The organism is Fortiea contorta PCC 7126 (genome assembly GCF_000332295.1).
GTDB lineage: Bacteria > Cyanobacteriota > Cyanobacteriia > Cyanobacteriales > Nostocaceae > Fortiea > Fortiea contorta.
Genome location: NZ_KB235930.1, coordinates 1,725,193 through 1,746,568 on the forward strand (window position 1 = coordinate 1,725,193; position 21,376 = coordinate 1,746,568).

The following is a 21,376-nucleotide window of genomic DNA, read 5'->3' on the forward strand; positions in this document are numbered from 1 at the left end:
CTCTGTTTTCAAGCTTATTTAAGGTAATTTAACAGTATTTTATACTTCAATACTGACTTTTTAAACATTCTTATTAGGCAATGAGAGATGATTTATAAAGTAAAGCTTAAATTGTAGAGTGCGTTAGCGGTGAGAGTACGGCACCGCTTGCTCAGGTGCGTTACGGCAATTGATACTGTCGCTCATACTCAAATTCTAACACTGCCGTAACACACCCTACTTAATTACTTTCTAAATAGACAATGAGTTTGAAAAAACTTAGATAATATTCAACTTCTACATTTAGCGCCACTAGGTGTAGCATCAGGATAGAAAGTGACGATCGCTTTTTCTTTCCTCACAAAAACTGTAGGGAAAGTTGTACCTGTATCTATATCTTTGACCATATAAATACAAGCTGTTTCGTTATTTCTTTGCAACTTAAAAATTTTCGTCGCGTCTAAAAGCATTTCTTGAGCGTTGCTCAGATAGCCATAGCCTTTAATCACATCTGTAACTGTGCGATCGCCCTGTTTAATTACCACGCCCATTGTATAAATTACCCCAGGAATCACTTCTTCTTTGGTTTGATTATTCGCTAGGCGTCCAGCGATTCCTTGATTTTGTAATTGTAAATATCTACCGTAAAAATGTAGCCCGCCGATATCATTGGCGTTATAAATTTCCCCACAAAAAATATGTTCAAATCCTCGACGTTTGAACCAAATATTAGTTAAATCTTCTAGAAATTGTGCTCTATTTCTCCGCCCAGGACGCAGTTCACCACCGCTAACTTGCTGCAGTTTTTGCAATACATCAGGATAATTGGTTAATAATTGTTGAAATTTATTAGCACTAACTCTTGTTCCCATCGCACCGCAAACGTCGAGGACAGCTTGATCAAATGGATTAAGTTTCGGTGGGAGGGGTGAAATATCTAATTTTTGTCCCGCGGGAAACCCTACAGGAACGGGGTTATCTGTAGTGTCAAAAAATGGTATTAGTTGAGTAGTTTGTGGCTGTGCGTGGACAGAATTTTGTCCCCCTAACGAGCAAGCTAATACTAATAAACAGCATCGGCTCCCTAATTTTTGAAATAACTGCTTTCTAGGAATTGATTGCATAAGTTTTGCATAGGTTGCTGATATTGTTGAATGTAGAGGATCAACGCAGATAAATAAAGGGGATAAACTACTATTTTCGGGAAATTCTCACCGAAAAATTAAAAAGACGCGAAACTTCGCGTCTCTACAGTTATGGAAGGTGAAAAAGGTCAGGATTTAGGATTTCTTCAACCAGCTAAACATGGCGCGTAACTCTTTACCAACTTCTTCAATGGGGTGTTCAGCTTCTTGACGACGCAAAGCGGTAAATCCAGGTTTTCCAGATTGGTTTTCGAGAACAAATTCCCGCGCAAATTGTCCAGATTGAATTTCGCTGAGGATTTTTTGCATTTCGGCTTTGGTTTGGTCGGTGACAATCCGCGGCCCGCGGGTATAATCGCCGTATTCTGCGGTGTTGGAGATGCTATCGCGCATGGTGGCTAAACCGCCTTCGACAACTAAGTCAACAATCAGTTTGACTTCATGCAGACATTCAAAATAAGCTAGTTCTGGTTGATAACCGGCATTAACTAAGGTTTCAAATCCGGCTTTGATTAAAGCACTCAAACCACCGCATAATACTGCTTGTTCGCCGAACAAATCGGTTTCGGTTTCTTCGCGGAAGGAGGTTTCTAAAACACCAGCGCGGGTACCGCCGATACCTTTAGCATATGCCAAAGCGCGATCGCGTGCCTTACCGCTTGCATCTTGATAAACTGCAAACAGCGCGGGTACGCCTTCCCCTTGTTCATAAGTCCGTCGCACTAAATGTCCTGGCCCTTTGGGTGCTACCATTACCACATCAACATTTTCAGGTGGGACAACTTGTCCAAAATGAATATTGAAGCCGTGGGCGAAGGCTAAAGTGTTACCTGCTTCTAAATTCGGTTCAATTTCGTTTTTATAAACTGATTTTTGCACTTCATCCGGCAACAAAATCATAATCACATCAGCAATTTTCGCAGCATCTGCAACATTTTTCACAGTTAACCCAGATGCTTCGGCTTTGGCTGCTGACTTGCTACCCGGATATAGCCCAACAATGACATTGACGCCACTGTCTTTTAAATTGAGGGCGTGAGCATGACCTTGAGAACCATAACCGATAATTGCAATGGTTTTTCCTTCAAAAAGGTCTAAATTTGCGTCTGTGTCATAGTATAGCCGGGCCATAGAGCATCTCCTGTCAGCAAGCATCATTAAATTAGCAGGCTTTCGATTGTACCGCAAATTGAGCAACCACGGATAAATATACGAGGTATTGAATCTGTGTTATGTGGCGCGATTAATTGTTTGTAATTCTTGTTCAGAGAGCATCACATTCACAGCATAAGCTGAATCTTCGATGCTAGAAACTTTGCTGGCGCCGGGGATGGGTAAGATGGAGGGCGATTGGGAACGCAACCATGCCAGAACGATATTGTACACTGATACGCCTTTTGATTTGGCTAGTTGTGCGATCGCGGGAATATCTGCTAAATTTTGATGGCGGCGACTACCACCGAAGGGACTCCAAGGTAAAAATGTCAAGCCTTCTTGCGTACAATACTGCAATACGCCGTCTTTTTCTGGCTGTCGTTCCCAAGGGCTGTATTGATTTTGGACTGAGATAATCTCAACCACATCCCGCGCTTGCTTGATTTGTTCCACAGAGAAATTAGAAACTCCCACAAACCGAATTAAACCCGCATCCACGGCTTCTTTTGCTGATTTTAAAGATTCGGCTATGGTGTATTGAGGGTCGGGAGCGTGGTATTGCCAAACATCTATCGGTTTTTCACCACCCAAAGCTGCAAAACTTTCTCGAATTGTTTGGCGCAAATGCTCTGGACTACCGTCGCGTCCCCAACTGCCATTTGGACGCATTAACCCGCCCTTAGTAGCTACAATTACTCGACTAACATCACCACTGTAACTGGTAAGTGCTTTGTGAATCAATTTTTCATTGTGGTGTTTATCTGATTCATCTTGACAGTATGAGTCAGCAGTGTCAATGAATGTGACGCCTAAATCCAAAGCCCGATGAATCACTTGGATAGATTGCGATTCTGGTGGGCGATTTGATAGCGACATAGGCATTCCACCCAAACCAATCGCACTAACAAATACACCCGTTTTCCCTAGTTGTTTAGTTTCCATGCTTATAGCTCAAATTGAACGGCTTAAATCTGATTTAAGCTCTTTGATCCTATAAATAAACTAGTTGTGTTTACCAGCCTCCTATGGGGAAGATTCATCGTCCACAATCAAAGCAAGTTTCCGAACATCCTGCAAATATTTCTTAGGAGTAGAGGCTGCTTTGGTGGGAGATTTTCGGCGCTGAGTTCGATTAGTCGGCATATTGTACCAATTAACACGAAATAATCACGCTCAGAAATGTCAAGATCAAGAATAGACGCCTAAGAGTATTAACAGTACTATGCCAGAACTACACCAATCAATTGCTCAACACTACCATGAACGGACTAAATATGACCCTGAGACTCTGGCTGCAAAAAGTCAAAGGTTAGACTGGTCTAAGCAGCCAGTACCGTTCAAAGAGTACAAAATTGGTTCGTCTATTGATCTTAAACCTTATATCGTCGAACAATCAACGGCTTTCGGTGATGATCCTGATGCTCTATGGTGGCAGAGATTGGCGCGGTTGTTGTTTCGCAGTTATGGATTGACTGCGAGAATTCCTTCTATGGGTAGTGCGGTATATTTGCGAGCTGCTCCTAGTGCGGGTGGATTGTATCCGGCGGAAATATATTTGGTTTCGCGGGGGACGCCGTTGTTACCACCTGGGTTGTATAATTACCAGTGCCGGACTAATTCGTTGATGCATTTTTGGGAAAGTGATGTTTGGTCGAATTTGCAAACAGCTTGCTTTTGGCATCAATCTTTAGAAAATACTCAACTGGCAATTATTATTACAGCAGTATTTTATCGTTCGGCTTGGCGTTATGAAGACCGGGCTTATCGCCGAATTTTTTTAGATACAGGACACCTGCTGGGCAATATTGAGTTAGCAGCGGCGGTGAATGACTATCGCCCACATTTGATTGGTGGTTTTGTGGATGAAACGGTCAATGACTTATTGTACATTGATCCGCGACAAGAAGGGGCGATCGCTGTCCTTCCCTTGGCAGATTTATTAGATGTTAACCAAAATTTACCAATCGGCAGAACTGCTTTACCTTCCGCCACTGAAACTAATTATCCTCGAATTCCTGACGGTGAATTGCTAACTTATTTTCATCGCCACACACAAATTCAATCTGGCACAACTGGCAAGCTTAATTTACCAGAAATCAAGCAAGAAAAATCTTTAGAAGATAAGTATAATTTTCCTTTTTGTCTGAAAATTTCCACCGCCACCACACCGATTTATTGGGGAAAAAATCTCTCAGCACTGGAAAATACTATGCACAAGCGCCGTTCAACTCGTGCTTACAGTGGTGATGATTTAACTTTTGAGGAACTCAAAGCTTTATTAGATTTCACCTACCAACCCCAAAATTATCTTGAGCAAAGTTTAGATATTGCTCCTGATTATTTCGACCTGAATTTAATTGAAACATTTATTGCGGTTTGTGGCGTTAAAGGATTAGAAGCCGGCTGTTATTATTACGCACCTAAAGCACAGGAATTACGCCAAATTCGGTTTAAAAATTTTCGCCAAGAGTTGCATTTTCTCTGCCTAGGACAAGATTTAGGTCGAGATGCATCGGCGGTGTTATTTAATACAGCCGATTTGAAAGCTGCTATTGCTCAATACGGCGATCGCGTTTATCGTTACTTACACATGGATGCTGGACATTTGGGACAGCGGCTAAATCTAGCAGCCATTTACATGAACTTGGGTGTCAGCGGTATTGGCGGCTTTTTTGATGACCAAGTTAACGAGGTCTTGGGTATTCCCACAGACGAGGCTGTATTGTATATGACTACTTTAGGTAGACCAAGATAGTACGGTTCGTAGCAAGGACTTTAGTTTTTCTTTGAAGACTCAAGTGCTGACTACGAACTCGATAGCAATGATTTTACCAAAAAAAGTAAAGATTTAAAGCTGAGTGGAATTGTGGGCGGCTTACTTTTCCCTGTTAAGAATTCCCTCTTCTCTTTCATGCGGTGAAACACATAGTTAGATTTATTCGCACTGACTTAACTTAACTATGCAATTTAAGCGCGCCAAAGCTGGTTAGGTATCTCACCCCTCAATCCAAATGCTAAGTTTTTGTAATTTAAACTAGGTGTATTCACCCAAAAATGTCATAATTTGTATTGCGGACTCAGTTATAGTTTGTTAAAAATTATTATGGGAGAGTTGGAGTTGTCTCAATAACCATCGTCAAAGAACCTAAGAAGTCTATTTAAATGTGGACAAATTTTGATACATTATCTTCAGTATCATAACGTCCTCCTCTAGTTATTTATTACCTAAAAACAAGAGCTTGCTATCGGAAATTGTGCTTTTGTATTGAAAAAGCCCAATAGATAATTAAGTGTTTGTCTATATTCCCTGACCAAAAGCGCAAATTTTTTAATTCAATCATATCAAAAAGCTTGGCTATAAAAGGGGCGATGTTGTTACCAGCAAATGAAAATCGGCGATTAGAAGCACTCTACCAATATCAAATTTTAGATACGCCAGCAGCAGGAATTTTTGATGATTTGACACAAATGGCTGTGGAAATTTGTGACACACCAATAGCAATAATTAGCTTAGTTGATTCCGAGCGAGAATGGTTTAAATCTAAAGTTGGAATTCAACACACGGAAGTTCCCCGCAATGGTTCTTTTGGTAGTTACACAATTCTAGAAACAGAAATATTCATCATTCCAGACACTCTCAAAGATGAGCGATTTCGCAATAATCCTTTAGTGACCGCAAATCCTTATTGTCGTTCCTATGCGGGAGTCCCACTAGTCACATCAAACGGCTTGGTGCTGGGGAGTTTTGGTATAATGGATTGTGTTTTGCGTCACTTCACCCCCAAGGAACAAGCCACCTTAAAATGCTTGGCAAAACAGGTAGTTAGATGTCTAGAGTTACATCGAAAAACAGTTATTGATCATCACCAAAAGCAATTTCATCTTCTGTTTGCGAATCATCCCAAACCCATGTGGATATATGACATCAAGACGCTGCAAATTTTAGATGTAAATACAGCGGCGATTGTCGATTATGGTTACTCTCGCGCCGAGTTTTTGCAAATGCGAATCACTGATGTTCGTCCCCCGGAAGATGTGCCGATTTTACTGGAATATTTAGCAACAAAACACAGTAGTTTAAATTTTTCTGGGGAGTGGAAACATCGCCGCAAAAATGGAGAGATTATTGACGTAGAAATTTTTACCAACACTATCGAATACTCTGGACACGATGCTTCTTTAGTCTACATTAGAAATATTACAAAGCGCAAAAAAATAGAACAAAATCTGCTGGAAAGTGAAGCGAGATTTCGCACAATTTCTCAAGCAATTCCCATTCCCTTAGCGATTTCGCGGTTAGCAGATGGGTCGATGTTGCACGCTAATCAGCAGTTTATGGAAATATTTCAGATATCTTCAGAAGATTTAGTTAACTACAAAATTCAAGATTTTTATCAAAATCCAGCAACGCAAAAAGAAGTATTAGAAAATCTGGCGGTTCAAGGCTTTTTACATAATTATGAAATTCAATTTAAAAAATTAGATAATAGCTTGTTTTGGGCAATAATTTCTCTCCAATATCTCAAATATAACGGAGAAATAGCAATTTTAAGTGTGTTGTATGACATCACTAAACACAAAAATTTAGAAGCCAAACTCCAAGAACAAAATGAGTTTTTAAGAACTATTTTTGAGAATATACCATTGATGATTACCCTCATTGATGTTAATGGCAGATTACAGTGGGTAAATCAAGAATGGGAGCGGATTTTAGGTTTTACTTTACAAGATAGTCAAACTGACGATGTTTTGGCTGCAATATATCCTGACTTAGGGTATCGTCAATATGTAATTAATTTTATTCAATCTGCACAACGCATCTGGGGAGACTTCCGGACGCGAGTACGAGACGGGCGGGTTTTAGATACATCCTGGACTAATGTGCACTTGCCAAGTGGTTGTATCATAGGCATTGGGCAAGATATCACTAATCGGATGCAGACGGAGCGGTCTTTAAAAGCTCAAGCAGAACGAGAACAATTAATGCGAACAGTGGCGCAACGTATTCGTCAATCACTGAATCTTCAGGATATTCTCAACGTCACAGTTCAAGAAGTGCGGGATTTAGTGGCTGTTGACCGGGTAATAGTTTATCAGTTTGCGGCTGATATGAGCGGTGCTGTGGTCGCGGAATCTGTAGAACCTGGATGGACGGTTTCTTTGGGTATGGAGATTCATGATACCTGTTTTCAGACAGGTGGAGGTCAAGATTATTATCAGGGACATAAGCGAGCGATCGCTAATATTTACACCGCTGGGTTAAGTGATTGTCATCTGCGCTTAATGGAGCAGTTTCAAGTCAAAGCTAATTTAGTCGTACCCATTTTATTAAAAGCAGGAGATGAAAACACAGACTCTCAACTCTGGGGTTTATTAGTCGCTCATCAATGTTCCGCTCCCCGCGAATGGGAAACCCACCAATTAGATTTGCTAGATCAATTAACAGTGCAAATTGCGATCGCTATTCAACAATCTAGTATATTTCAACAAGCCCAAAACGAACTCGCCGAGCGACAAAAAGCTGAACTTAATTTACGAAGCGCTTTAGCAGAAAAGGAAGTTTTATTAAAAGAAATTCACCATCGAGTTAAAAATAATCTACAAATTGTCTCTGGCTTATTAGAACTGCAATCACAAACACTCAAAGATTCAGAATTAATCAAAACTCTCAGAGAAACTCAAAACCGGATTAAATCTATTTCTCTGGTGCATAAAAATTTATATACCTTTCCTAATATTGGACAACTAGATATTAGGGAATATATTCAAAGTTTAGCCACAAGTTTATTAATTTCTTATCAAATCGTTACCGGAAGAATTGCTCTGGAAACTAATATAGATGCAGTCAGCTTAAATGTTGATCAAGCGATCGCTTGTGGATTAATCATCAACGAATTAATCTCCAATGCTCTCAAACATGCTTTCACTGCTCAACAATCAGGTACTATTACTATTAGTCTACATCCTCTCGAACATCATATAGAAATGGTAATAAAAGATGATGGAATCGGGATACCAAATGATATTGATTTGAGAAATACTGGTTCTTTGGGTCTATCTTTAGTTTATGATTTAGTTGTTGAACAACTAGATGGCACTATCATTTTAGAAAATCATCACGGAACAGTATTCAACATCAAGTTTCCCCAGTTAATTTCACAATATTAAATTGCCCATGGTTCAGGTGAGAGTGTTAGTAGTTGAAGATGAAGTGATTGTGGCTAGAACTATTGCTAGTCAACTTAATCAACTAGGTTATATTGTCACAGGTACGGCGTCTTCTGGACAGACCGCTATTAATAAAGCTTCAGAAACTAAACCAGAAGTAGTATTAATGGATATTATCCTGAAAGGGGAAATGGATGGTATTACTGCAGCCAGTTATATTCGTGAATATTTAGATATTCCTGTCATTTATCTGACTGCTTATGGTGATGACAACACTTTAGAACGCGCCAAAATCACTCAACCTTTTGGATATATAGTTAAACCATTCACCATTAAAGATTTACAAATAGCGATAGAAATAGCCATATTAAAACATCGACTAGAACGTGAACTCAGGGAAAATCGAGACCAATTAGAAACTCTTTTAAACTCGATAAGTGATGCGGTAATCGCTACCGATGAAAGAGGAATTGTCACATTTATGAATCCTGCGTCTGAAGCGCTGACAGGTTGGACAAAAGTAGAAGCTTTAGGAAGTGATGTATCTAAAATACTTCATCTTGTCGATGAAGTCACAAATTCAGTAATTGAAAACCCAGTTACCAAAGTACTCCGAGAACACCAAGTAGTTTATCTACAAAATTTCACATCTTTAATTTCTAGAGATGGAAAAAGAGTCCCAATTGGTGATAGTGCTTCTCCGCTGATGCGACAATCTAACAAAATTATTGGTGTAGTAGTTGTTTTTTGGGACATCAGCGCCAGACGTCAAACAGAATTGTTACAGCAAGCTTTAGAAAAAGAGCAAGAAGTCAATCGCCTGAAATCGTTATTTATCTCCACAGTTTCCCACGAATTCCGTAATCCTTTAACTGTGATTCAAACAGCAGTTGAACTCATAGATATTCATGGACATAATCTCACGGAAGCTAAGAGAAAAACTTACGTCAAGCGCATTCAAAGTGCTGTCCAGTCCATGAAACAATTAATGGAAGATGTACTTTTTATGGGTCGCTCAGAAGCAGGAAAGCTGGTGTGTAACCCGGCGCCAATTAACCTCGCTGTGTTCTGTCGAGAATTGATTGAAGAATTTTCTATACTGGAAAATCATTTACATCCCATCTTTTTTACCTGTCACAGTAATGATACAGAAGCTTGGATGGATGAACGATTGTTACATTACATGTTTATAAATTTACTCTCCAATGCAGTTAAATACTCTCCTCCTGGTGAAATAATTAGATTTGACCTGTATTGTGATCCGATTGCAGGTTTAGCGACGCTTCAAATTCAAGACCAAGGAATTGGTATTCCCGAAGCCGACCAAAACCAACTTTTTGAATCATTTTATCGAGCTTCAAATGTTAAATCGATTGAAGGTACCGGTTTGGGTTTAGTAATTGTTAAAAGATGCGTTGATGCTCACAACGGTGAAATTTCTTTCACCAGCCAAATTGAATCTGGTACTACTTTTACTATTAAGTTACCTTTGCGTGCTTTGTCGAGTTAGGGTAGGAAGCGTCGCTGTGCGTCTACATCCTTCATACTTCATCCTTCATAAGACTTCTTGCATAAATATTTTTTTGTCTCACGCAAAGGCGCAGCGAAAAGTTGCGTGCGGGGGTTCCCCCCGTTGAGGAAAGTGGCGCGCAAAGACGAGCCAGTTGCGTGGGCGGGTTTCCCGACTTGAGCAAACTGGCGTCGCAAAGAAAGAGACGCAAAGAAGGACTTTTGCAAGAGGTCTATACTTCACACTTCATACTTCATCCTAGCCTGCGGCAAGCCGCTCCGCGTCTACATCCTTCATCCCTACTGTTCCTGTCGCACACCACCAACTACAGGTTTCACTTGTTGATCAGAAAAGGGATCAGTACCACCACTCCAGTTGAAATCGCTAATGCGGATACTGAAACCACCTAATTGGAGCACGGGATTGTAACGTAACGTGAAGCCATAGGTGCGGCGGTTATATTCTATGATATAATCTGTGCTTCTTTCTTTACCTGTATCCAGGTTGACGGAGGTTTGAAAGCCCACACGGAATGGCCCGTAGATTTGTTGAGTAATACCGGCGCTAAGAACTTTGTTGTCAACGGAGCGGTCGAATAAAAAGGGCGATAATCCGCTGTTTAAACCTTGGGAATAACTAATATTAAAGGCAGTGTAATCTAAATACGGGCGAGAGAAATTACCAATTTGCCCTAGTAACCCGATTGTCCCAGTTAAGGTGCTTTGGTTATCACCGTTAGTGTAATAGCTAGTGGTGCCTGTGATGCCGGCGATCGCTTGTAGGTAAGGAACTACGGGAGTGGGTGAGTATCTTAATCCTTCCGTGGCGGTGGCTGGAAGTGGTTTTCCCTGCCATAATAATAAACCACCACTCAAAGCTGCACTACCTTGTAAACGACCTAGGGAGATGCGATCGTTTTCCCGGTTGGGTTTGAGTAAATCTAGACGGTCGGTGTTGGCGTCGATATATTGTGCGCCTGTTTGGTAGCTGAGATTAATCCCGGTGTTACCCAAGGGAATCACCGGCGAGATGAGAACACCGCCCAAACTGCTTTGGACTGTTTGAAAGCCGAGGGTACCATTGTAGAGGCGATCGCGGTAGCTATATTCTAGATTCAATAAATGGGGATTGCGATCGCCTAATGTCTGCCGTAACCGCAAACTTGCTTTCAAGTTATCTTCGACTTTGCTCAAGTCTAAACTGGTTAACTCCCCATTCCCCTGAACGACTGCTTTGGAATTCAACGCTACATTCAGCCTTGTCTTGACGCCAAGCAGCGACGGTACATTACTAAAACCCGTTTCCACACCTCTTTGAGCAAAAAATTGGGGTGTAACCTTCAAGCTCGTCCTGTCTGTGCTCACCACATCAAAGCCACGCTCAATAAATAAACCCCCGCGCAGAGTTCCATCAAAACCCACAGAGACGATCGCCGGTGTTACATCTCGCTCTCGACGGTCGATTCTCTGCTGATTGCGGGGAATACCAATCGCCAACTTATCGTCAAATACTAAACGCGCTGCTTGAGTCTTGACATTATCTACTAAAGGTGCTTCTCGTACCAAAGTTACCTGAGCTGCTCTCAGTTGTAGTTCTGGAGGAGAAAACGGGTCATTGGTGATGCGGACGTCTTTTGCTTGCCAACCTCTAGGATAAAAATCGATCCGTTCAGCTTCAAAACGGAGGCGTTTGACCACACCTCCTGATTTTGGTGGGGGAATATTTCTGGCGTCTGCGGTACCACCAAAGGTAAATTCAATAGCTCCGGGACTGGTGACATTATTTAAAGGCTGATTAGCGCGGATGCGATCGCTCACCGGACGTTGCGAAACACCACCAGCCGACACATCCGTGGGTAAAAAAGCGACATCCTTGGCTGCTGTGGGCATGTAAATTTCCCCCCGCCCATTCAACAGTTCCCCACTATCTTGAATAAAGTTGTAGGTAAAGCGTTGTCCTCGCAGCACTTGATCCCCGCGTGTCAGAGCCACATTCCCTTCACCCACAGCGATCAAATTGTCTAAATTAATTTGTAAGCGATCGGCATCTACCACCGCCCCATCAAACCGCACCACCACCTTTCCCTCAGCCGTGACAATCCGCCGTTTGTCGTCATACACTTGCTTATCTGCAAGCACTTCTACCGTTCTTTGTCGCGCCGGTTGAATATTAGTAGGCGTGGGTGCTGGTTGTGCTGGCGTCGGTGCTTTAAATTCAATGACCGGTGGTGGAGCTTGAGCGCTTGTGGAACTGCGAGACTTAAACTCTATGGTGTTTTGTACTGGCTGCGAACTCGGAGTATTTTCGGTAGTTGCTGGTGGGAAATTACCGCTGATTAAAGATAGTTTGGGTGGCTTTTGACCTGGCTGTGCTGGCGATGCAGCTCCTCCACCGTCACCCTGTAGCGAATAACCAACTGTCAACGGCTGTCCCAACAATTCGGCACTTTGACCAAGCGACAGAGGCGAAAATTCTGGTGGGAAAGATTCTGGTGCGTTGGGTGTAGATACGGTTTGGGAAACTACATGCTTCTTCACCCCCGCAGTCGGAAACTGTGGACTGTACCGTTGTTGTTGAGACTGACTTTGATTTCCCTCCTGCTCAGTAACCGAGCTGACAACACTAGACGAAACCAACTCAACAGATTTGACTGGCTCCAGGATGGAAGGTGGTGCGGGTGGTAAAACGGGATGAAGCATATTTGGGCACAATCAGCCTAATAAATAGCCGGAAGAATGAACCACACCTGATGCTATCCGCTAGCGAATGTTCTTGGCTTCTGGTGTCTTTCGCCTTCCGGCTGTCATGCACAGATTCTAATAGTCGAGCTTTTACTCTAAATCCCGGCGTCCGGGGTTACGAGCTGGGTCATTCGACAGAAATCCGAATACAAAGATAGCAACAAAGAAGGCAACTACAATATAAACAGCGATTTTTAAAGTCAGCATCAGAGATATCTCCAAGGGGTATGAGAAAGATTGAGAGCTTCTCTCTCAGTAGCTGCTATGCACAAAAGCTAGCTCTCTTATCTTACCGAAATCTTGTCCCCTTTTTGGAGGCATGGCAGCGAATGGGGCGCATTCACTTGTTTAGCTTTGAGAATAGCTGCACAACTGATAAAACAAACTATTATTCACCTTTGGACGTTGGTTGACAGTATAGGTTTCCCATTTGGCAAATAAAAAGGATGAAGTATGAAGGGTGAAGTATGAAGGGTGAAGGATGTAGACGCGGAGCGGCTTGCCGCAGGCTAGGATGAAGTATGAAGTATGAAGGATGAAGGGTGAAGGATGTAGACGCGGAGCGGCTTGCCGCAGGCTAGGATGAAGTATGAAGGGTGAAGGATGAAATTAGTGGACTAATCAAGGGAAAAGTTGAGCGAGTGTGTTGGTGTTAGCGATCGCTGTTTCAACCTAAATAGGCAAATTTGTAAATCACCCATTCAGGTGATCCAGGCGGGTGATGTGTACTTATGGCTAATTATTATAAATTCTGGAGAAAATGCACGGGAATGGAATTACCCAAGTACTACCTATTGCCTAAGTAGCAAAATTATGATTGTTATCAAAGAAATTGCCCAACAAGCTCTGAAAACAGGCTACTTGAGTCTGGTAGCGCAAAAGCGGATGCAGTTGTTGTTGCAGAGCAATTATGACTCAGACGACTTGGACGCTTACATAATTCTACAACGTGCGGTGGTGGCGGGTGATGTGAAACCCGAATCGCCCAGACAAACGACCACGAGTAAGGATGCTGCAGTCAATATAAAAACTGCTTACCAAGTCGCCGCAGAGACGGCTTTTGCTGCAGCTATTGCACTTTCTACACTAAAAGGTAGTAATGAACATCCTTCTTTAGGCACATAATACCAATAAAATATGCACCGCAGATCTTAGCAATGGAGGGCACAGAACTGCTGTGCTCCCTACAAAATACAGCAGACGTGGTGCAAGTACGTGAAAACTGGTGTGTTTTTAACGCCAATATGATTAAAAAATAATTAAATATCTGATTTTTTGTTTGAACAGTAGTAATGTGTCTTTAGTTTGTGCTAAAAACACAAGCATGATAATTTCACTAAATACTTAGTTTTATCATTGCGTCAAATTATAAACATAAACAAGTGTTGTTGTTTAGTGAAGTAACAGACAAAGTATTTATTTATTAAATTATTTAGGTGTAAAAGTATCCTGTAGACTTAATCAATAATTTTTCATCCCTCTGAGAGTAGCAAGTTAGGGAACTCTATATCTGTAAGGAACAAAGACTGAATATTTAATTTATTTGAGCGACTGATTGGCGATCGCAAATAATAAGCAATCATTAAGTTTTACGCTATTAGGCACAATAATTCTAGAGAACGCATAGCCTTACAAAGATCCCCGGTGTAAACTTTAGCAAGACAGACAATAACCATACCCAATGCTTAACAAAGTCATAGCATTATCACAAACAAAGGTATAAATAATTGGCAACATTGGGTAAAAACAGTAAACAATAGCCATAGCTAAATTTGGAGTTTTGCCAACCTATGCAGCCAATTCGTACATTTAATGTTTCCCCTTCACTACCGCCGCGACTCGAACCGCTGCGGCGGCTGGCATATAACTTACACTGGGATTGGAACGCCGAGACAAAGGATTTGTTTCGGCGTCTAGACCCTGATTTGTGGGAATCTAGCCGTCACAACCCAGTCTTAACTCTCGGTGCTATCAGTCAATCGCGGCTTTTGGAAGTTGTAGAAGATGAAGGCTTCCTAGCGCAAATGGATCGAGCTGATCGCCAGTTGGAAGATTATTTGCAAGAGCACACTTGGTACCAAAAACAGCGGAGTCAGCATCCCAAGGAATGCTTTGCTTATTTCTCGGCGGAATTTGGACTTGTTGATTGTTTACCTGTCTATTCTGGTGGTTTGGGTGTTCTCGCGGGGGATCATCTCAAATCTGCTAGTGATTTGGGATTACCATTAGTTGGTGTGGGCTTATTGTACCAACAAGGTTACTTTGCCCAGTATTTGAACGCTGATGGTTGGCAGCAAGAGCGTTATCCCATCAACGATTTTTATAACATGCCGTTGCATCTGGAGCGCAACGCTGATGGTTCAGAATTGCGGATTGAGGTAGAGTATCCAGGACGCAAGGTTTATGCTCGTGTTTGGCGTGTGCAAGTGGGAACTGTACCACTGTATATGCTAGACACTAACATTGAACCCAACAACCCTTACGACCACGACATCACAGACCAGCTTTATGGTGGTGATATCGATATGCGGATTCACCAGGAAATTATGCTGGGAATCGGTGGTGTACAGATGTTGAAAGCGTTGGGTTATGAAGTCACCGCTTACCACATGAATGAAGGTCACGCTGCTTTTTCTGCTTTGGAGCGGATTCGTCTGTTAATTCAAGAAGAGGGATTGAGTTTTGCTGACGCTAAACAGGTTGTGGCTTCTAGTAATATCTTCACCACCCATACCCCAGTACCTGCGGGGATAGATTTGTTTCCTCCCGATAAGACTTTGTATTATCTGGGATATTATGCAGATATCTTTGATTTACCGAAAGAGCAGTTTTTAGGACTGGGACGAGAAAATACAGGTGATTTATCTGCACCTTTTAGTATGGCGGTCTTGGCGTTGAAAATGGCGACATTTTCTAACGGTGTGGCTCAACTACATGGTGTGGTGTCACGACAGATGTTTCAGGGTTTGTGGAAGAAAGTACCTGTGGATGAGGTGCCGATCGCTGCTATTACTAATGGTGTCCATGCTCGCAGTTGCGTCTCTAAATCAACACAAGAGTTGTACGATCGCTATTTAGGCCCCAACTGGTCGTCAGCACCAATAGATAGTCAGTTGTGGGAACGGATGGAGGCGATCCCAGATGAAGAATTGTGGCGCAATCACGAACGCTGTCGCCTAGACATGATTTTGTATGTGCGCGACCATTTAGTCAAGCATCTGCGCGATCGCGGTGCTTCTGCTTCCGAAATCACCCAAGCCCAAGAAGTCCTCGACCCCAACGTTTTAACTATTGGTTTTGCTCGTCGCTTCGCTACCTACAAACGCGCTACCCTGTGGATGCGCGATTTAGAGCGCATCAGACATATTTTATTGGGGAACAAGCACCGCAAAGTACAATTTGTGATTGCAGGGAAAGCCCACCCGAAAGATATTCCGGGTAAAGAATTGATCCGCGATATCAATCACTTTATCCGCGAACAACACCTCGAAAAACAAGTAGTCTTTGTTCCCAACTACGACATCCACATCTCCCGGTTGATGGTAGCTGGTTGCGACATCTGGTTAAATACACCCCGTCGTCCCCGCGAAGCTTCTGGTACTAGCGGTATGAAGGCTGCTATGAATGGATTACCCAATTTAAGCGTCCTTGATGGTTGGTGGGATGAAGCTGATTATGTCCGCACCGGTTGGGCGATTGGACATGGGGAAAATTACGAAGACCCCAATTACCAAGACGAAGTAGAATCTAACGCGCTCTACGATTTGATTGAGAAAGAAGTTGCACCTTTATTTTATGACCACCGCGATCTCGATGGTTTACCCAGGCGGTGGGTGGCGAAAATGAAAGATGCAATTCGCTTGAATTGTCCATTCTTCAACACAGCGCGGATGGTGCGAGAATACGCACAGCGGGCTTATTTCCCCGCTAGCGATCGCTATCATACCCTGAATGCGAATAACTACCAGCCAGCCAAGGAGCTAGCCGCGTGGAAAGCTAACCTCAGCGAACACTGGTTTAACATCAAAATCAAAGATGTGGAAGTATCAGCGGCCGCAGATATCGAAGTTAATCAAACCGTAGCTGTCAAAGCTAAAGTTGATTTGGCTACCCTAAGCAACAACGATGTCCAAGTAGAACTGTACCAAGGTGCTATTGACGCTAACGGTGATATCGTCAATGCGATTCCCGTAGCGATGGATTACCAAGGCGAAAACACAGAAGGGTTAAGTATTTACACGGCTAACATCACCTACACCACCTCTGGTTTACAAGGCTTATCCTTGCGAGTGATACCGAAACATCAACACCTTTCCAACGCCTATGAACCGAGGTTAATTGCTTGGGCTGAGTAAGGCTAATCTCAAATTCTTTGGGGGATAACAATGTAACCAGTAGTGCGATCGCCTAGTACTAAATTACGTTGTTCTCCCCAATACCACCAGTGTGCAGCTACGTAAGCGCAGATCAAGCTATCTAATTGGTCTTCCGTGGCTTTGAGAGCTGCACCTGTAGTGGGTATTTCCCCAGTCAGCACATCACCACAACACAGTGGTAAATCTAGATGGGGGAGAACATCGACAATCAAATTATACAGCTTGATTAATTCTTGACGGCGATCGCCCAAGCGTCCCTTTTTATATTTGAGAATCCGTTCCAAATTAAATAGATTCACAATCGCTGGATGGGGAAAAACTTCTATTTGATATCTGCCGAGTTTTTGCGGTGCGATCGTCGGTGCGTGGGCAAAACCGCGAGACTCTAATTCTAAACCAAAATTAACCGTGCGCTCTGCGAAAGCCAAACCCAAATTTGCAGGATAACAGCCAGCGTGATATTTACCAAAATATTTGTGAGTTAATTTATCAGGTAAACGATTTCCAGTAGCATTAGGAATTAAAGTCGGCGCATCCACAGCTACGAGCGCAGGTTCTCCCGGTTGCACACAAGCATCAATCCAAGTGAAAATATCTGCGATCGCTTCTTGACGATCTAGAGCGATCAGTTGTAGCTTGGCATCGATTAATTGTAGATAACATAGTCCACTTGGTTGAGATTTCCAGCCTAAATCAATACCGAGAAATTTCATTGTTATAGCAGGGAACAGGGAACAGGGAACAGGGAACAGGGAAGAAAGTTGCGTTGTGTAAGCGTTTTATCTTGAGTTCATCGAAGAAGGGAATAGGGAACAAGGAACTCTCTGCGACTCTGCGTGAAATAAATCATCCCTCCATTCAGCAACGCCAAAAAATCTATCGCATCACCAACCATACCACCCCTGCAGCCACCAAAGGCACACTCAAGTTATCTGTACCTTGGGGTGAAACACCTTCCGCAACAGTTGCGAAAGCACCGCTGAGAACGGATGCTAAGATTATCCTCGCTTTGTCAAAAGAAACTGCAAAAGGACTGAGAAATGAGCCAGGAAGCAGTGACAACACCAAGAATATCGCTGTTGTGCTGACGATAAACATAGCGGCTGATCCTTCCCAACTGCGGATAGAATTTCCCACTTGGTATTTATGTTGTCCAAAGCGTCTCCCAATTAGCGCCGCTAGGGCATCTCCCCAAGTCATCGCCATCACTCCAGCCGCCGCAATAGGAACCTGATCAATTGGCCCGTTGGGTCGCCACAGTAGCCCAAATAGCAGCGTTACGGACATCGCAAAGTAGACAGTCCCAGGTGAACTGTCCTCGGCGTCCATCGCTCCAACTATTCGGTATCTATACAGCAAATAATTGAGTCCGATAAACGTAGCGAAGGGTAATACTCCGAATTCCCAGCGGTCGAATAGCCATAACACGCCAAAAATCCACATCCCAGCACCCACATGAATTACTTTGCGAGTCAAATTCGGCTCTACACCAAACAGCCGTCGCAATCCCTCACCAATAATCAGTAAACTCACAGCGTAGCTGTAGGATGCTAACAGTCCGATTAAGTCATGATTTGTCATTTGCTAAGTAGTTGGGGAAGTGTGGGAGGTGAGGTGATGGGGTGATGGGGAGGTGGGGTGATGGGGTGATGGGGTGATGGGGAGGTGTGGGGAAGCTTTGGATTTTGAGGAGGATGTTTTGAGTTATGAAATCCAAGTTTCAGGTTCAAAGGCTCAAGCTTCAGGCTCAAAGGCTCAAGCTTCAGGCTCAAAGGCTGACGCTTCAGGTTCAAAGGCTCAAGTTTCAGGTTCAAAGGCTGACGCTTCAGGTTCAAAGGCTCAAGCTTCAGGTTCAAAGGCTGACGCTTCAGGTTCAAAGGCTCAAGCTTCAGGCTCAAAGGCTCAAGCTTCAGGCTCAAAGGCTCAAGCTTCAGGCTCAAAGGCTCAAGTTTCAGGCTCAAAGGCTCAAGTTTCAGGTTCAAAGGCTGACGCTTCAGGCTCAAAGGCTCAAGCTTCAGGCTCAAAGGCTCAAGTTTCAGGTTCAAAGGCTCAAGCTTTATCCCCACCTCCCCATCACCCCACCTCCCCCCACCTCCCCATCACCCCACCTCCCCATCACCCCACCTCCCCATCACCCCATCTCCCCACACTCCCCACCTCCCCATCACCCCATCACTTACTTATTCCGTCGCAGGTTTTTTTCTATTAAGGAAACGCTACCGATACCTTGGAGAATACCACGACCGATTAATCCTAATCCTCTGCCGATGACTTGGGTGAGGATGAAGACAATACCACTGCCGAGGAATGCTAATAGTGATTGTAAACGAGGTGCGATCGCGTCTCGAAATTCTAAGAACAAGGTGACGATTAGGGGAAATCCTTGCAGTTGGGCTAATTCTTGGCTACGAGGAGCATAAATTGAGGTGATGGCTAAACCGCGAGGTGCAATTACAAATAGTTCGTAGCGGCTTTCAAAAATTGCTGCGGGCGTCCCAATATAGTTACGCAAGCGGTATTTCCAAGATAAGTTGTTTCTAAATTTTTCAATTTCCCTTGTGGAAATTAATTTGCGGTCATAAAAACTTTGCTTGATGCTCTCTAAATCTGCTAAAGAATTGAGTAATGGTTGAATGACGCCATTGGCTACTTGAATGATTAAATTTTCTAAGATGGCTAATGCTTGCGATTTCGCTTCGGCGCTACCCACTGGGTAGGAGGTGTTATCAACCTGCAAATCTGTGGAAAATAACAGATAAGCAAATAGTTCTAGAACGAAGGGAATTTGATTAAGAATCTCTGTTTGCACTATTTGGGCATTTTGCAAGAGAAAATTGACTACTTCAATTTGGCGATCGCCTATCTGCACCAAAGAAAATTTTCCAAAGAATTGTGTAGTCGTCGCTTCCCACAAATCCCGTAATATCGTACTTTGTAATTCAGCTAATTGGTGGCTCTCGATGCCCACATCACGCAATTCATCTAATTGTTGAGTCAGTTTTTGCAGAATTAGATAAAGCAATTCTCGTTTTTTATCTTCCCGTAAAATGTCAATCTCTAAGGGAATATCGGTGACATTTTGTAAAGGTGATTGCAATTTAAACACACAATCTGCAAACAAATCAGACTGCAAAGCTCGCGGACTGAGTAAAGGTGATGAATAGGGAATTGGTTGTAAGTCTGATGTGGTCATGATATCACCGGGCAGTGACGGCGGTAATTGTGGTGACGCCAGCAAGCGATTAACTAACCAACGCGCTGCTAATAATTCTCGCCGCTGTCCCGCCAGCACTGCTTGATCTAAAATTGGTAATCCGGGGACTTTTAACTGTGCGTTGACTTGGTTGAGGAAAGCGTCAATATAACCAATCCCCGACAACTGCAAATTACGCCGCAGTCGCCCAAAAGACGATCCCGATTCAGAAATGATGATTGTTCCTGTCTCTTCCTCAGTCCATTGAGCAACACCCATCGCAACTTCTCGCATCACCGTCACTAACTCAGTTACAGGTGTACCCTTGGGACAATAACCATCCACACCAGCAGCTTTTGCGGCTGAGAGTAACTCCGGTGTGGTCAGGGAACTCAAAAGCAAAATTGGTAGCTGGGGATACAGAGACTTGAGTCGTACACACAGTTGTAAACCTTGCTGTTGACGCTTGTTGGGACGGTAATTACTTAATTCCATCACCACTAAATTGACTTGGCGAATATCTTGCTGGGCTAGTTCTGCTAAAACTTGTAAAGCCGCAGTATCAGTTCCCACCTCCGCTACAATCTGCAAATCAGGGAAACTCTCCAAAGCTACCCGCAATCCCAAGCGGAAAATCGGGTCTTGGTCAATTAACAACAATTTTAAAGTGCGATCGCTCATAGTCAGTTCAAAACAGAAATAATTCTTTTCCCCAGCCAGAAATCACCTATGAAGAAAGTGTCTGTCCATTGGTGTTAACTTAACGTGAAACCCACATCCCGCCTCAGAATGAATTCTGAGTCTCATAAAAAAAGTCATCTGAAGATGACTAAAAATTTCATTTATCCTCAGTTTACTTTAGTAAACTTTAGCTATTAGCCTTGGAATTCATTCCAAGGCGAGTAGGTAAGCTTTGCAATAAGCCATCTGTAGCTTAAGTTGATATCAATGGTGTCCGTTGCGCCCAGACGCAGAGAAAAGGACGCCAAGAACGACTTTTGCAAAAGACTTCTTCCCTGTTCCCTGTTCCCTTCTTCAATGACTAATTACTCATTGTCACCTGTTTGCGCTACCTCGGAAATGGATCATAATTGCCATAAGTAGCAATT

At 43.0% G+C, this 21,376-nt stretch carries 14 protein-coding genes; 5 read left to right on the forward strand and 9 right to left on the reverse strand.

Translation table 11 applies throughout. The features are described from left to right. Nucleotides 1-269 precede the first annotated feature (269 nt). From MIC7126_RS0108235 to MIC7126_RS0108245, 3 genes are all read right to left on the reverse strand, one after another. A complete protein-coding gene (locus MIC7126_RS0108235; protein WP_017652664.1) occupies nucleotides 270-1,103 on the reverse strand; it encodes an EndoU domain-containing protein in 834 nt (277 codons plus the stop codon). A 156-nt stretch (nucleotides 1,104-1,259) separates the two neighbouring features. Further along, on the reverse strand, nucleotides 1,260-2,255 hold the full coding sequence (ilvC, locus tag MIC7126_RS0108240; RefSeq protein ID WP_017652665.1) for a ketol-acid reductoisomerase: 996 nt from the start codon (nucleotides 2,253-2,255) through the stop codon (nucleotides 1,260-1,262). Between the two features lie 99 nt (nucleotides 2,256-2,354). Continuing rightward, nucleotides 2,355-3,221, reverse strand: a complete 867-nt coding sequence (locus tag MIC7126_RS0108245) for an aldo/keto reductase (RefSeq protein WP_017652666.1) — start codon at nucleotides 3,219-3,221, stop codon at nucleotides 2,355-2,357. Nucleotides 3,222-3,501: 280 nt separating this feature from the next. Here MIC7126_RS0108245 and MIC7126_RS0108250 point away from each other — a divergent pair, with 280 nt between their 5' ends. The 3 genes from MIC7126_RS0108250 to MIC7126_RS0108260 all read left to right on the forward strand — a co-directional run bounded on the left by MIC7126_RS0108250 (nucleotide 3,502) and on the right by MIC7126_RS0108260 (nucleotide 9,957). Then, on the forward strand, nucleotides 3,502-5,034 hold the full coding sequence (locus tag MIC7126_RS0108250; protein WP_017652667.1) for a SagB/ThcOx family dehydrogenase: 1,533 nt from the start codon (nucleotides 3,502-3,504) through the stop codon (nucleotides 5,032-5,034). Between the two features lie 614 nt (nucleotides 5,035-5,648). After that, nucleotides 5,649-8,447 (forward strand): PAS domain S-box protein, encoded by a 2,799-nt coding sequence (locus MIC7126_RS0108255; protein WP_017652668.1) that lies wholly within the window; start codon nucleotides 5,649-5,651, stop codon nucleotides 8,445-8,447. 7 nt (nucleotides 8,448-8,454) lie between these two features. Continuing rightward, nucleotides 8,455-9,957, forward strand: coding sequence for a hybrid sensor histidine kinase/response regulator (locus tag MIC7126_RS0108260; protein ID WP_017652669.1), 1,503 nt, complete (start codon nucleotides 8,455-8,457; stop codon nucleotides 9,955-9,957). Between the two features lie 299 nt (nucleotides 9,958-10,256). On the opposite strand, the gene MIC7126_RS0108265 is transcribed toward MIC7126_RS0108260, so the two are convergent. Both MIC7126_RS0108265 and MIC7126_RS29140 read right to left on the reverse strand, forming a co-directional pair. Further along, nucleotides 10,257-12,656, reverse strand: coding sequence for a DUF3769 domain-containing protein (locus tag MIC7126_RS0108265; protein ID WP_017652670.1), 2,400 nt, complete (start codon nucleotides 12,654-12,656; stop codon nucleotides 10,257-10,259). A 132-nt stretch (nucleotides 12,657-12,788) separates the two neighbouring features. After that, complete coding sequence (locus MIC7126_RS29140) at nucleotides 12,789-12,905, reverse strand: photosystem II reaction center protein I (RefSeq protein WP_010995449.1); 117 nt, start codon at nucleotides 12,903-12,905, stop codon at nucleotides 12,789-12,791. A 606-nt stretch (nucleotides 12,906-13,511) separates the two neighbouring features. Between MIC7126_RS29140 and MIC7126_RS0108270 the strand changes: the two genes are divergently transcribed. Together MIC7126_RS0108270 and glgP are read left to right on the forward strand one after the other, a co-directional pair. Next, a complete protein-coding gene (locus MIC7126_RS0108270; RefSeq protein ID WP_017652671.1) occupies nucleotides 13,512-13,823 on the forward strand; it encodes a hypothetical protein in 312 nt (103 codons plus the stop codon). Between the two features lie 665 nt (nucleotides 13,824-14,488). Then, nucleotides 14,489-17,053, forward strand: a complete 2,565-nt coding sequence (glgP, locus tag MIC7126_RS0108280) for an alpha-glucan family phosphorylase (protein ID WP_017652673.1) — start codon at nucleotides 14,489-14,491, stop codon at nucleotides 17,051-17,053. Nucleotides 17,054-17,061: 8 nt separating this feature from the next. Here the strand turns inward: glgP and MIC7126_RS0108285 are convergent, their stop codons facing one another. The 4 genes from MIC7126_RS0108285 to MIC7126_RS0108300 all read right to left on the reverse strand — a co-directional run bounded on the left by MIC7126_RS0108285 (nucleotide 17,062) and on the right by MIC7126_RS0108300 (nucleotide 20,948). Further along, a complete protein-coding gene (locus MIC7126_RS0108285; protein ID WP_017652674.1) occupies nucleotides 17,062-17,787 on the reverse strand; it encodes a DUF429 domain-containing protein in 726 nt (241 codons plus the stop codon). Between the two features lie 163 nt (nucleotides 17,788-17,950). Beyond that, entirely contained in the window at nucleotides 17,951-18,655 is a 705-nt protein-coding gene (locus MIC7126_RS0108290; protein WP_017652675.1) for a diacylglycerol/polyprenol kinase family protein, read from the reverse strand. After that, nucleotides 18,652-19,140: a hypothetical protein gene (locus MIC7126_RS30970; protein WP_193787685.1), complete on the reverse strand. Its 489-nt coding sequence runs from the start codon at nucleotides 19,138-19,140 to the stop codon at nucleotides 18,652-18,654. The genes MIC7126_RS0108290 and MIC7126_RS30970 overlap by 4 nt, the downstream gene beginning before the upstream one ends. A gap of 110 nt (nucleotides 19,141-19,250) precedes the next feature. Continuing rightward, the gene (locus MIC7126_RS0108300) at nucleotides 19,251-20,948 is read right to left on the reverse strand and encodes a DUF3685 domain-containing protein (RefSeq protein WP_017652677.1); all 1,698 of its coding nucleotides are present in this window, start codon (nucleotides 20,946-20,948) and stop codon (nucleotides 19,251-19,253) included. Nucleotides 20,949-21,376 lie beyond the last annotated feature (428 nt).

Bases quoted from the DNA above. Each gene is read 5' to 3' on its own strand.
- MIC7126_RS0108260 (WP_017652669.1), top strand. From the start codon at position 8,455: ATGGTTCAGGTGAGAGTGTTAGTAGTTGAAGATGAAGTGATTGTGGCT.
- MIC7126_RS0108255 (WP_017652668.1), top strand. From the start codon at position 5,649: ATGTTGTTACCAGCAAATGAAAATCGGCGATTAGAAGCACTCTACCAA.
- glgP (WP_017652673.1), top strand. From the start codon at position 14,489: ATGCAGCCAATTCGTACATTTAATGTTTCCCCTTCACTACCGCCGCGA.
- MIC7126_RS0108270 (WP_017652671.1), top strand. From the start codon at position 13,512: ATGATTGTTATCAAAGAAATTGCCCAACAAGCTCTGAAAACAGGCTAC.
- MIC7126_RS0108290 (WP_017652675.1), bottom strand. From the start codon at position 18,655: ATGACAAATCATGACTTAATCGGACTGTTAGCATCCTACAGCTACGCT.
- MIC7126_RS0108285 (WP_017652674.1), bottom strand. From the start codon at position 17,787: ATGAAATTTCTCGGTATTGATTTAGGCTGGAAATCTCAACCAAGTGGA.
- MIC7126_RS29140 (WP_010995449.1), bottom strand. From the start codon at position 12,905: ATGCTGACTTTAAAAATCGCTGTTTATATTGTAGTTGCCTTCTTTGTT.
- MIC7126_RS0108245 (WP_017652666.1), bottom strand. From the start codon at position 3,221: ATGGAAACTAAACAACTAGGGAAAACGGGTGTATTTGTTAGTGCGATT.
- MIC7126_RS0108300 (WP_017652677.1), bottom strand. From the start codon at position 20,948: ATGAGCGATCGCACTTTAAAATTGTTGTTAATTGACCAAGACCCGATT.
- MIC7126_RS0108250 (WP_017652667.1), top strand. From the start codon at position 3,502: ATGCCAGAACTACACCAATCAATTGCTCAACACTACCATGAACGGACT.
- MIC7126_RS0108265 (WP_017652670.1), bottom strand. From the start codon at position 12,656: ATGCTTCATCCCGTTTTACCACCCGCACCACCTTCCATCCTGGAGCCA.
- MIC7126_RS0108235 (WP_017652664.1), bottom strand. From the start codon at position 1,103: ATGCAATCAATTCCTAGAAAGCAGTTATTTCAAAAATTAGGGAGCCGA.
- ilvC (WP_017652665.1), bottom strand. From the start codon at position 2,255: ATGGCCCGGCTATACTATGACACAGACGCAAATTTAGACCTTTTTGAA.